At 68.1% G+C, this 11857-nt stretch carries 11 protein-coding genes; 7 read left to right on the top strand and 4 right to left on the bottom strand.

The genetic code is table 11. The features are described 5' to 3' along the window. Together JOZ00_RS12885 and JOZ00_RS12880 are read left to right on the top strand one after the other, a co-directional pair. The coding region (locus JOZ00_RS12885; RefSeq protein ID WP_293344342.1) for a 2Fe-2S iron-sulfur cluster binding domain-containing protein at positions 1–171 on the top strand (171 nt) is incomplete at its 5' end. A 52-nt stretch (positions 172–223) separates the two neighbouring features. After that, positions 224–757 carry a hypothetical protein gene (locus JOZ00_RS12880; protein ID WP_293344341.1) on the top strand — a complete coding sequence of 178 codons (534 nt, stop codon included), beginning with the start codon at positions 224–226 and terminating at the stop codon, positions 755–757. 34 nt (positions 758–791) lie between these two features. Here the strand turns inward: JOZ00_RS12880 and JOZ00_RS12875 are convergent, their stop codons facing one another. Then, a complete protein-coding gene (locus tag JOZ00_RS12875) occupies positions 792–2933 on the bottom strand; it encodes an acyl-CoA dehydrogenase (RefSeq protein WP_293344340.1) in 2142 nt (713 codons plus the stop codon). 289 nt (positions 2934–3222) lie between these two features. Here JOZ00_RS12875 and kstR point away from each other — a divergent pair, with 289 nt between their 5' ends. Beyond that, positions 3223–3822: a cholesterol catabolism transcriptional regulator KstR gene (gene kstR, locus JOZ00_RS12870; protein ID WP_293344339.1), complete on the top strand. Its 600-nt coding sequence runs from the start codon at positions 3223–3225 to the stop codon at positions 3820–3822. A 6-nt stretch (positions 3823–3828) separates the two neighbouring features. Here kstR and JOZ00_RS12865 read toward each other — a convergent pair whose 3' ends face one another. Next, positions 3829–4908 (bottom strand): LacI family DNA-binding transcriptional regulator, encoded by a 1080-nt coding sequence (locus JOZ00_RS12865; protein ID WP_293344338.1) that lies wholly within the window; start codon positions 4906–4908, stop codon positions 3829–3831. A gap of 168 nt (positions 4909–5076) precedes the next feature. On the opposite strand from JOZ00_RS12865, the gene JOZ00_RS12860 reads away from it, so the two are divergent. Genes JOZ00_RS12860 through JOZ00_RS12845 form a run of 4 tightly spaced genes read left to right on the top strand, consistent with a single transcriptional unit; the run spans position 5077 to position 8724 of the window. Further along, entirely contained in the window at positions 5077–5784 is a 708-nt protein-coding gene (locus JOZ00_RS12860) for a sensor domain-containing protein (RefSeq protein ID WP_293344337.1), read from the top strand. A gap of 9 nt (positions 5785–5793) precedes the next feature. After that, entirely contained in the window at positions 5794–6552 is a 759-nt protein-coding gene (locus JOZ00_RS12855; RefSeq protein WP_293344336.1) for a 5-oxoprolinase subunit PxpA, read from the top strand. Then, on the top strand, positions 6552–7469 hold the full coding sequence (locus tag JOZ00_RS12850; RefSeq protein ID WP_293344335.1) for an MBL fold metallo-hydrolase: 918 nt from the start codon (positions 6552–6554) through the stop codon (positions 7467–7469). Before JOZ00_RS12855 ends, JOZ00_RS12850 begins: the two co-directional genes overlap by 1 nt. A 13-nt stretch (positions 7470–7482) precedes the next feature. Next, positions 7483–8724 (top strand): SLC13 family permease, encoded by a 1242-nt coding sequence (locus JOZ00_RS12845; protein WP_293344334.1) that lies wholly within the window; start codon positions 7483–7485, stop codon positions 8722–8724. 4 nt (positions 8725–8728) lie between these two features. Here JOZ00_RS12845 and JOZ00_RS12840 read toward each other — a convergent pair whose 3' ends face one another. Together JOZ00_RS12840 and JOZ00_RS12835 are read right to left on the bottom strand one after the other, a co-directional pair. Continuing rightward, complete coding sequence (locus tag JOZ00_RS12840) at positions 8729–10135, bottom strand: cytochrome P450 (protein WP_293344333.1); 1407 nt, start codon at positions 10133–10135, stop codon at positions 8729–8731. 84 nt (positions 10136–10219) lie between these two features. Next, positions 10220–11857, bottom strand: a 1638-nt coding sequence (locus JOZ00_RS12835) for a helix-turn-helix transcriptional regulator (protein WP_293344332.1), incomplete at its 5' end; no start/stop codon positions are given.

The raw sequence follows: 11857 nt of genomic DNA, 5'->3' as shown, positions 1-11857 counted from the left end.
TTCTCCTGCCGTGAGGGTCACTGCGGCGCGTGTGCGTGCACCCTGCGCGGCGGCAAGGTGAGCATGGAGGTCAACGACGTGCTCGAGCAACAGGATCTCGACGAGGGCCTCATCCTGGCCTGTCAATCTCATCCCGAATCTGATTCGGTAGAAGTCACCTACGACGAGTAGTCACGGGCTAGGTTCACCCTTGAAGTCAACTTTTGCGGGAAAGGGAACGTCGATGATGCGGCTGGTGACGGGGCTCGCAGTCGTCGCGGCGATGCCGATGTTCCTGCCGGCCGGCGTCGCTGCGGCGACGAGCAACACCGCCACCACGACGTTCCCGTTGGACGGTCCCAATCAGCTGGAGACGCGCGCCATCCTCAATTGCTTCAAAGGCGATGGCCACTGCGACTTCACGGCCGCGGCCGACATGCTGACTCCCGATGGCGTGACCGGCTTCCCGCCCGGCCTGTGGGCCCGGCAAACCACCGAGATCCGGTCGTCGAATCGGCTGGCCTACCTGGACGCGCACGCCAACGGACAGTACGAGCGGGTGATGAAGTCGATGGGTTCCGACGAGATCACCACCGTCTACTTCGGTGAGGGCCCGCCGGACAAATACCAGACGACCGGACGCATCGACTCCACCGATTGGCAGACAGGGCAACCCAAGACCGACAACAACGTCATCGCCTGCACGCATATCCAGGTGGTCTACCCCGGCGTCAACATCACCTCGCCGAGCACGTGCGCGGTGACGACGTTCTCCTAATGTCTTTGCCGCGCTCGGGATTTCGCCGCCGCCGCTAGCGGGGTAACCCGAGAAGCCGCTCGGCTGCGACCGTGAGCAGAATCTGTTCGGTGCCACCGGCAATCGTGAGGCAGCGGGTGTTGAGGAAGTCGAAGACGGCTTGATTGTGCACCAGGCCGCCGCCCTCGGACACATCCATCATGAATTCGGCCAACGCCTGCCGGTAGCGCACACCGATGAGCTTGCGCACGCTGGACTGCGCGCCGGGGTCCTGCCCGCCGACCGCCAGCTGGGCGATGCGCTGATCCAGCAGCGCACCGCCCTGGGTGGTGACGATCAGCCGTCCCAACCGGTCTTGCTGGGCGGCGTCGAGTTCGATCTCGGCCAGCACCCTGAGCAGCTCCTCCATCGGATTGCCAAGTGCCGTACCGGAAGCCATTGCGATCCGCTCGTTGGCCAGCGTCGTGCGGGCCAGCCGCCAGCCATCGTTGACCTTGCCGACGACCATCTCGTCGGGAACGAACACGTTGTCCAGGAACACTTCGTTGAACAGCGAGTCGCCGGTGATCTCACGAAGCGGGCGGATTTCGATGCCTGGTGAGCTCATCTCCACCAAAAAGTAGGTGATGCCTTTGTGTTTCGGCGCGTCCGGATCGGTGCGCGCCAGGCACACACCCCAGCGAGCCTTGTGTGCCGCGGACGTCCACACCTTCTGCCCGGTCAGCAGCCAGCCTTGAGAGTCGGGGCTCCGGACGGCCTTGGTGCGCAACGAGGCCAGGTCCGAGCCGGCGCCCGGCTCGGAAAACAGCTGACACCAGAGGAATTCGCCGCTGGTTGTGCCGGGCACGAACTGCTCGATCTGTTCGGGGGTGCCGTGCTCGAGGATCGTCGGCGCCGCCCACCAGCCGATCACCAGATCCGGACGCACCACGCCGGCGGAAGCCATCTCCTGATCGATCAACAGCTGCTCGGCCGGCGACGCGCCGCGGCCGTACGGCGCCGGCCAGTGCGGCGCCTGCAGCCCGGCCTCGGCCAGCGCCTGCTGCCGCTTCTCCTGCGGCAGCTCGGCGATCTGGGCAACGACGGCGGCGATTTCCGGCCGCAGACCCTCGACCTCGGTCAGGTCGATGCCGAGTCGGCGTCGCACACCTGCCTGCGTCAGCGCGGTGACCCGGCGCAACCAGCGCTCGACGCCGCCGAGGAATCTGCCGATGCTGTGGGCCCGGCGCAGGTACAGATGCGCGTCGTGCTCCCACGTGCAGCCGATGCCGCCGAGCACCTGGATGCAGTCCTTGACGTTGGCTTTCGCAGCCGCGATGCACGTGCTGGCGGCCAACGCGGCGGCGATGGCGAGCTGATCGCAATCCGATTCCGCCGCGGCGCGGGCGGCGTCGGCCGCGGCCACCTCGGCCTGCTCGGCGCGGCACAGCATCTCAGCACACAGGTGTTTGATTGCCTGGAAACTCCCGATCGGCTTGCCGAATTGCTCGCGCACCTTGGCGTAGTCGACGGCGGTCTGAAGCGACCACCGGGTCACGCCGGCCGCCTCGGCCGCCAGCACGGTCGCGGCGAGTTCCTCGACGCGGCGCTCCGAGTCCGCGATCACGGTGGCCGGCGCGGAGTCCAGCACCACCCGGGCCAGCGGCCGGGAGAAGTCGGTGGCCCGCAGCGGCTCGATCTGCACGCCTTCAGCGGCCGTGTCGACCAGCAGCCACTTCCCGTCGGCGGGCAACAGCAGCACCCCGCCCTCGGCGGCGCCCAGCGCCAGCGGGAGGTTGCCCGACGCGCGCGACGCGTCGGCGTCGAACCGCACGTCGCCTTCAAGCGCCAGCCCCGCGAAGCGTTGGCCCGAAGCCAGCGCCCCCAGCAGTTCGGCGTCGGACTCGGTCTCGGAAAGCACCACGGTGGCCAGCGCGGTGGTCGCGACCGGTCCAGGTATCAGCGCCTTGGCCGCCTCTTCGACCATCGCGCACAGGTCCTCGATGCTGCCGCCGGCCCCGCCACGGTCCTCCGGAATGGCGACACCGAATATCCCCAGGTCGGCCAGCTTTTCGAAGACCGGCCGCCACGCGTCGGCGCTGCCTTGTTCGACCTCACGGATCGCCTTGGTCCCGCCCGGCCCCGAGGTCGAATTGCGGGCCCAGTCGCGCACCAGGGCGCGCGCGGCGAATTGCTCGTCGGTGACGGTCGCTACCACCCTTGGGACCTCCGCGTCCTAATTTCGGCTCCTGCTCGGCTCGGGTCGCTGCGCAACCCGCCTCATCGCAGACTAGAACGTGTTCTAATAGTGCCAGCGATCGACCGTCAAGTCGAACGTCATCGCAGCAGCACACGAGGTTGTCCCGGCGGCAGGTGAGGTGAAAGATTCACACTCAGCGTGCGTATCGTTTGCATACGAGCAATCCGGAACAGGAGCAACCCGTCACATGCCAGCCAACACCAATCCGAGCAGCGTTTCTGACTCGCAGCCGCGCGAGGTCTTGAACGTGGCGGTACTGGCTGAGTCCGAGCTCGGGTCGGAGGCGCAGCGGGAACGGCGCAAGCGGATCCTCGACGCCACCATGGCCATCGCGTCCAAAGGTGGCTATGAGGCGGTTCAGATGCGGGCCGTCGCGGACCGCGCCGACGTCGCCGTCGGCACCTTGTACCGGTATTTCCCGTCGAAGGTGCACCTGCTGGTATCCGCACTGGGCCGGGAGTTCAGCCGCATCGACGCGAAGACCGACCGCTCCTCTGTCGCCGGCGCGACGCCGTTTCAGCGGCTGAACTTCATGGTGGGCAAGCTGAACCGCGCGATGCAGCGCAACCCGCTGCTCACCGAGGCGATGACGCGTGCCTACGTCTTCGCCGACGCGTCGGCGGCCAGCGAGGTCGACCAGGTCGAGAAGCTCATCGACAGCATGTTCGCGCGGGCGATGGCCGACGGCGAGCCGACCGAGGACCAGTACCACATCGCCCGGGTGATCTCGGACGTCTGGCTGTCGAACCTGCTGGCCTGGCTCACCCGCCGAGCCTCAGCCACCGACGTCAGCAAACGGCTCGATCTGGCCGTCCGGCTGCTGATCGGCAACCACGAATCCAACTAGCGGAGCTCAGGCCGGCGGCCCGGTTGTGCGGCCGCGAATCAGCTCGGTCTCCAAATGCTCGACGACCGGCAGGCCCGAGCGTGGCGGGCTCAGCAACAGTTCCCCGGCGCGACGGCCCTTCTGCAGGCTCGGCTGCGACACCGTGGTCAGTCCGCGGCTGATCGCCTCGGGCACACCGTCGAACCCGGTGACGCTCATCTGCCCGGGCACATAAATCCCGTGTGCCCGCAGGTAATCCATCGCCGACAGGGCCAGGATGTCTGCCGTGCACATCAGTGCGGTGATCCGCGGATTCGCCTCCAGGGCCGCCTTGGCGGCGGTGCCGCCGGACTCCGGCAGGTGTTCGTAGCTTTCCACCACCGTCAGCGAATCCGGATCGACACCGGCGGCCGCCATCGCCTCCCATACGCCGATGATGCGCTCACGCTGCACATCGAAGGCCGGTGACCGCAGCCGGTCGGCGTCCGCCAGCCCTTGCCGGCGATCGCGGCCCAACCGCATAGTCAGCAGCCCGATTTCGCGATGCCCGAGGCCGAGGACGTAGTCGGCGAGCTCGCGCATCACCGCCCGATCGTCGATGCCCACCCTGGACACACCCGAGAGGTTCTTGGGCTGGTCGACCACCACGATCGGCAACCGGCGCTGCAACACCACCTGCAGGTACGGGTCGTCGTCGCATACCGAATACACCACGAAGCCGTCCACGCCGGCGGCCAGCACCGCGGCCGTTCCGTCTTCGAGACGCTGGCTTCCGCCGACCGCCACCAACAGCAGCCCCTGCCCCACCGCTTCACAGGATTGCGCGACCCCCGTCACGAAATCCCGTGCCGCCGGATCGCTGAAGAAATAGGTCAGCGGCTCGGCCATCACCAACCCGACCGCTCCCGCCTTGCGGGTCCGCAGTGATCGCGCAACCGGGTCAGGCCCGGCGTATCCGAGCCGCTTCGCCGTCGCCAGGACCCGTTCGCGAAGGTCGGCGGAGAGCTGATCGGGCCGGTTGAAGGCGTTCGAGATCGTGGTGCGCGAAACCTTCAATTCGGCCGCCAACGACGCCAGAGTCGCACGCCGGCGCGGAGTGGGACTCACGTTCGGTGAGGCTACAGCTAATCGTGGTTTACGCCTAAGCGACTTCTAGTCGACAGAGATGGATTCCCGACGGCGCCGACCGGCCGTGCTCGCCGTGCAGGCAGCGACGAGGGGCTTACCCGCATAAGCTGGTCGCACGGATCGGCCCCCTAAATTGGAGAGGCAGCAGTGCGCCGGCAAGCAGCGGCCCTTGTGTTGATCGCGGCGTCCGCGCTGTTGATCAGCTGCACGACCACCGTCAGCGGCAAACCGGTGCCGGCCGACAAGTCCGGACCGCGGATCCTGCACCCGGTGTCGGTATCCGACCTCGACGGGCTGCTGCTCGGCCCGGACCGGGTCAACACCTCCCTGAACGCCGGGGCGATGAAGGTGTGGTTCAGCGCCACCGACATGTGGGACTGGAGCGCGGGCGTCAGCGACAACAACTGCCTGGCCGTGGACGGGCCCGCGCAGGACAGGGTCTACGCCGGCACCGGGTGGATAGCCATGCGCGGCCAGCGGCTCGACGACAGCGACGACGGCTCCCGGAACCGCAACCATTACGCCATTCAGGCCGTCGTCGCCTATCCCACGGCTCGTGAGGCCAAGACGATGTACGACTCTTCGGTGCGCAGCTGGGCCGCCTGCGCCAACCGCCAGTTCTCCGACACGCCGAGGGACCAGACCGGAACGGTGTGGACCGTGGCCGATACGCATCAGGTCGGCGGCACGCTGAGCACCTCGGAAGTGCAGGAAGGCGCCCGCGGGTGGTCCTGCCAGCGCGCGCTGACCGTGCGCAACAACGTCGCCATCGACACCGTCACGTGCGCCTACTTCCTTACCGGTGGTTCGGCCGTCGACATTGCCCAACAGATCGCCGCCAAGGTCCCGCAATAAGCTGGGCTGGTGGCCGGTATCGACCTCAACGCCGACTTGGGCGAGGGCTTTGGCGTGTGGCGCCTCGGTGACGACGACGCGATGCTCGCAATCGTCACGAGCGCCAACGTCGCGTGCGGCTTCCATGCGGGAGATCCCGCGGGCCTGCTGCGGGTGTGCCGCGCGGCCGCCGAGCGAGGGGTACGCATCGGAGCGCAGGTGAGCTACCGCGACCTGGCCGGGTTCGGGAGGCGCTTCATCGACGTCGCCGCCGAGGACCTCGTCGCCGACGTGGTGTATCAGATCGGCGCGTTGCAGGCACTCGCGCAGGCATCGGGCACGACCGTTTCCTATGTGAAACCCCATGGGGCGCTATACAACACAATCGTGACCAACCGCGGGCAGGCCGCCGCCGTCGCCCAGGCCGTGTGCCTGGTGGACGCCACACTGCCGGTGCTGGGCATGGCGGGCTCGGCGTTCTTCGACGAGGCATCCAAGCACGGTTTGCGGGCTGTCGCCGAAGCTTTCGCCGATCGCGCCTACCGCCCCGACGGCCAGCTGGTGTCACGTCGTGACCCCGGAGCGGTGCTGCACGACCCGGCCGAAATCGCCGACCGGGTGGTGGCGATGGTGGACTCGGGGCGGGTAACCGCGATCGACGGCACCGAGATCAACCTGGATGTGGAATCGGTTTGCGTGCACGGTGATTCGCCGGGTGCGGTGCAGATCGCGACGGCCGTGCGCGAACGCCTCGAGGCGGCGGGCGCCGACATCAGGGCGTTCTGCTGATGCGCCTGAAACTCGGTCGCCCCGATATCGCGCGATACGCAGACAGGTTCGATGCGCCTGTGGCCGAAGTCAATTCGCTTTCGGCGACGTGGATGGGGGTGGCGACGCTGCTGCTAGACGACGGCTCGTCGGCGTTGCTGACCGACGGCTACTTCTCCCGGCCCAGCCTGGCCCAGGTCGCCGCCGCCAAGGTGTCGCCGTCGCCCGCGCGGGTCGACGGCTGCCTGGCCCGGGCCCAGGTGACCCAACTGGAGGCCGTCATCCCGGTGCATACCCACATCGATCACGTGATGGATTCCGCCCTGGTCGCCGACCGCACGGGAGCGCGCCTGGTCGGTGGCGAATCCGCGGCCAACGTCGGGCGCGGCTACGGGCTGCCCGAGGAGCGCCTTGTGGTGGCCGCCAGTGGTGAGCCGATCACGTTGGGCGCCTTCGACGTAACGCTGGTGGAGTCGCATCACTGTCCACCCGACCGGTTTCCCGGGGTGATCGACGCCCCGCTCACCCCGCCCGTGAAGGCGTCGACCTACCGCTGCGGAGAGTCCTGGTCGACGCTGGTGCATCACCGCCCCACCGACCGGCGCCTGCTGATCCAGGGGAGCGCCGGATTCGTCAAGGGCGCACTGACGGGCCACCGGGCCGACGCCGTCTACCTGTCCGTCGGACAGTTGGGGCTACAGCCGCGGTCATACCTGATCGACTACTGGACCGAGACCGTGCGTGCGGTGGGGGCGCGCCGGGTGCTGCTCATCCATTGGGATGATTTCTTCCGCCCGCTGTCAAAACCGTTACGGGCCTTGCCCTATGCGGGCGACGACTTGGACTTTTCGATTCGCATCCTCGACGAGTTGGCCACCCAGGATGGTGTCGCGCTGCATCTGCCGACCGTGTGGCGGCGCGAGAACCCGTGGAAGTAAGGCTTTCTGAATTTTGATGCTGACCGTTGCGCTGTTGTTGCTTGCGGCCGTGCTCGGTTTCGCGGTCGCGCGTCCCCGGGGCTGGCCGGAGGCGGTCGCGGCGGTGCCCGCCGCCGCCATCCTCATCGGGATCGGCGCGATCTCGGCACACGAGGCGGCCGCCCAGGTGGCCGACTTGTCGGGCGTGGTCGCGTTTTTGGGCGCGGTGCTGGTGCTGGCCAAGCTGTGCGACGACGAGGGCCTGTTCGAGGCCGCGGGCGCGGCCATCGCGCGGGTGCGTGTCGGTTCGCACGGGCTGCTCCGGCAGGTGTTCATCATCGCCTCGACAATCACCGCCGTGCTCAGCCTGGACGCCACCGTGGTGCTGCTGACGCCGGTGATACTGGCCACCGTCCGGCGGTTGCGAACGCCAGTGCGGCCCTACGCCTATGCCACGGCCCACCTGGCCAACGCCGCCTCGCTGCTGCTGCCGGTGTCGAATCTGACCAACCTGCTGGCGTTTCACCTGGCCCGCATTTCATTCACCAAGTTCACCCTGGTGATGGCGTTGCCGTGGCTGGCCGCGGTGGCGGTGGTGTACGTGGCGTTCCGCTTGTTTTTCGCTTCGGATCTGCGCGTCACACCCCAGCCCGAAGAATCCGGGCCGGCACCGCGGCCGCCGGTCTTCGTCCTGGTCGTGGTGGGGCTGACGCTGGCGGGATTCACTGTCGCGCAGTCGGTCGGGGTTGCTCCGGCGTGGGTGGCACTGGCCGGCGCCTGCGTGCTGGCGGTGCGCAGCCTGCGCCGTGGACACACGACCGTGGTGGAGATCGCGCGTTCGGCGAGCGTGTCCTTTCTGGTGTTCGTTCTGGCGCTCGGCGTGGTGGTGCAGGCGGTCATGCGCAACGGCATCGACAGCGCGATGTCCAAGGTGTTGCCGCACGGGGCGAACCTGCCCGCACTGCTCGCTATCGCCGCCGTTGCCGCTGTGCTGGCCAACGTCGTCAACAACCTGCCGGCGACGCTGGTGCTGCTGCCGCTGGTGGTATCCAGCGGGCCGGTGGCCATCCTGGCGGTACTACTCGGGGTCAACATCGGACCCAACCTGACCTACGTCGGGTCGCTGTCGAATCTGTTGTGGCGCCGCGTGCTACGCCAGCACAATGTCGAGGCCGGTGTCGGCGAATACACTTTGCTGGGCCTGTGCACCGTGCCCGCGGCACTGGCGGTGGCGGTCGTCGCGCTGTGGGCGTCGGTGCGGCTGCTCGGCGTTTAGGGGCTTAAACGCCTGCAGCCAGCCGCACCGACGCCGGTGCTCGCACACCCAGCACCCGGGCCCGAATGGGTCGCGCGGCCACCACGGTGAACGGCGTCTCAAGCGGGAAGTCCATGTCGAGCGATTCGATCTCCGACGCCCGCACGACGGTGGCGAGCGCGAGCGTGGCCTCGAGCATCGCGAAGTGATCGCCGATGCATGAGCGTGGTCCGCCACCGAATGGCAGGTACTGCCAACGGCTTCGGCCCTTCGACCGCTCCGGCAGGAAGCGGTCCGGATCGAACCGCAGCGGGTCCTCCCACAGCGCGGGATCGCGGTGTAGCGCGTAAAAGCTCACCACAGCAAAGGATTTCGCCTCGACGCGGTAGCCGTCTACGACGAGGTCGCGGGTGGGCGAACGCACGGTCCCGGCAGCGGGCGGGCACAGCCGCAGGGCCTCGTGCAGGACACGCACGGTGAGCGCGAGGTCGGACACATCGTCGGGAGTCAGGGGCCGATCGCCCAGCGCGGCGACCTCGGCGCGCACCTGCTCCTGCAGGCCGCGGTCGTGGCCCAACGACCACAGCGCGTAGCACAGCGTCGTCGACGTGGTGTCGTGTCCCGCGAGCATGAAAAGCACCAGTTCATGACAGATTTCGTCGTCGGTCAACGGGCGGTGGGTTTCTTCATCGAACGCCTGGATCAGGGCACGCACCAGCGGGGCATCCCGGTTTGCGTCCGCGCGTACCTCGCGAAGGATTTCGGCGGCCAGGCGGTGCAGTGTCGCGTTGGCCCGACGCGCATCGCGCTGACCTTTGGTGGGCACCCAGCGCGGCGCGTTGACCGGCCGCGCCGCACGGTCGGCCACCCACCCCAACGAAGTCCTTAGGGCCCAACCGATCTCGTCGGCACGCTCGTCGAGGTCCAGTCCGAGGACCGAGCGGCCGAGCGCCCGCAATGTCAGCTTGCGGCACTCGCTGTCCAGGTCGAAGAACGCGCCGTCACGCCAACCGTCGACGACGCTTTGCGCGGCCCCGGCAAGGTGTCCCGCGTAACGGGTGACGTGCTGCTTGGTGAACATCGGCTGCAGCGCGCGGCGCCTCGGCAGCCATCGTTCGTGCGGAAGATTCAGTAGGTTGCCACCCATGAGGGCGCGCATCTCGACCATCGACTTGACCTGGCCGCGGTCGGCAATTGCGTCGGTGCGGCCCAACAGATCACGGGCGCCCTGCGGGGTGGCGATCAACACCGCCTCCGGTAACAGGCGCTTGGGGCCGAACGCGATTCGGGTGATCGGGCCGCCGGCATCGAACAGCTCCTGAAAGCCATCGATGTAGGACCGCGCCGCCTTGATCTTCCGCCAGTACGGCAACGGGTTCTTCGGCGCCAGCGCGAGCGATCCGACTTCGGGTCTGTCCAGCATCTCGACCATGCCAACTCCTTCGTCTGAAGGCACGGTATTGCCGACTCCGCCTCGTACACATGCGTAGTCGGCTACTCGATTCACCGAGAGGTGTCAGCGGGACTGGTCGCCGCGTCCCGACCTGACGATCGACGCCAGCTCCTCGCGGGACTGGGCTCCCACCCGCTGGCAGGCCCGGTATACGTGGCCCTCCACGGTGCGCACCGACATCACCAGCTTCTCGGCGATGTCGCGGTTGGACAGACCGGCCACCACGAGCTCGACGACGTCTCGTTGGCGCCCCGACAACTTCAGGCCCGCCGGGGTGCGCAGCGCCGGTGTGCACAAGCCCCCGCATTCGTCCGCCAGTTCGCTCGCCAACGCCGCGGCATAGAGCCCACGCTTGCGCTGCTGGTTTTCGGTGAATGCGACGGCGGCCTGCGCCGCGGCATCGGCGGCCGCCGCCCGGTCACCGATCCGCCGATATGCCGACGAGGCTTCCAGCAGACCCTCGCCGTCCGAGGCGAGCAGCTTCTGTGCATGCAGCGCAATGGCGTCCGCCAACGGCAGTGACAGCGCTGCGGCCAGCTCCGCGGCTCTCGTAGCGAACGACGTATCGCCCCATTGCGTCACGGCCTGAATGCAGGACAGCTCGTGGGTGGGTTGGCCGCGGTCGCGGGCGAGTTGGGCGGCCTGTTGCACGCTCAGCACGGCCTCGTTCAAGCGCCCGCTCGCCGCCAGCGACCATCCCTCGGCCAACGACAGCGCGGTATGCATGAACAGATAGCCGGGCGGAACCACCGATTGCGCCGAGGCGACCGCGTCACTCGCGTCGACGGCCTGTCCGAGCTTGGCGTGCGCCTCGGCCAACGCGAAGTAACTCGCGGGTCGCAAACCCGTTGTGACGGAATGTACTTGCACACCGGCGAGCGCCTCGTGCACCAGACGGGCGGCGTCGGCGATTCTCCCGCGGGCCAGCTCGGCGTGGCCCAGCAGGAAGACCAGGTTCGCATAGGCCAGACCGGGTACGTCGCGGGCCGAGTTCGCCAGTTGCTCTGCCGTGCTGACGAATTCGTCGATGCGTCCGGTCAACCGGCAGGCACGGCCGTACACGGCGCCGAACCAGAAACGCAGATGGGACGCCTGAGACGACGTCATCGAGCGCTCCAGCTCGCGCTCGGCCACGGCGGCGAGCTCGTCGACCTCGCCGAGGGCTCCCATGGCCATGATCCAGGCCACCGACGCCATCATCGCGTGAAACTCCGGTAGGTCGTTGAAAGCCAATGCGGCCCTTGCCTTTTCGGTTGCCGAATCGCAGCGGGCCGCTATCGCGTCCAGACAGGCCTGCACCGCGAAGCGCTCCGCCTGCTGCGCGGGGGTCTCGGATCCCGAGGCCAGGCCGTCAAGGATCACCGCAGCTTCTTCGGGCCTGCCCAGCATCCACACCAGGTTGGCCGCCCGGACGGTCGCCCAGTGATGGCCGTCGGGCAAGTCGCTCGCGGCCATCTCCCGCAACGCCGCCTCGGCCTGCTCGCCGCGTCCCAGCAGCACCAGGTTCATCGCCCGCACCCCGGCCGCCCCGGGCGCCCCGGATTTGGTGGCGGCGGTGGCGAGCCGGTCGGCCAGCTCCAGATCCAGGAGCGTCATGGCGTGCCGCGCCGACTCCAGATACAGCTCGGGGTCGGGGTCCAAATCCGACTCGAGGCTCAGCAGCGCCCGTCGCACGGTGGCCTGCATGTCGACGTCGCCGTT

It is taken from the genome of Mycobacterium sp., assembly GCF_019243155.1.
Taxonomy (GTDB): Bacteria; Actinomycetota; Actinomycetes; order Mycobacteriales; family Mycobacteriaceae; genus Mycobacterium.
The sequence above is the reverse complement of the archived record's forward strand: the minus strand, read 5'-3'. Positions and strand labels throughout refer to the sequence as shown.

Excerpts from the sequence above, each read along its gene's own strand:
- JOZ00_RS12850 (WP_293344335.1), top strand. The coding sequence starts at position 6,552 with ATGCGCCTGAAACTCGGTCGCCCCGATATCGCGCGATACGCAGACAGG.
- JOZ00_RS12880 (WP_293344341.1), top strand. The coding sequence starts at position 224 with ATGATGCGGCTGGTGACGGGGCTCGCAGTCGTCGCGGCGATGCCGATG.
- JOZ00_RS12840 (WP_293344333.1), bottom strand. The coding sequence starts at position 10,135 with ATGGTCGAGATGCTGGACAGACCCGAAGTCGGATCGCTCGCGCTGGCG.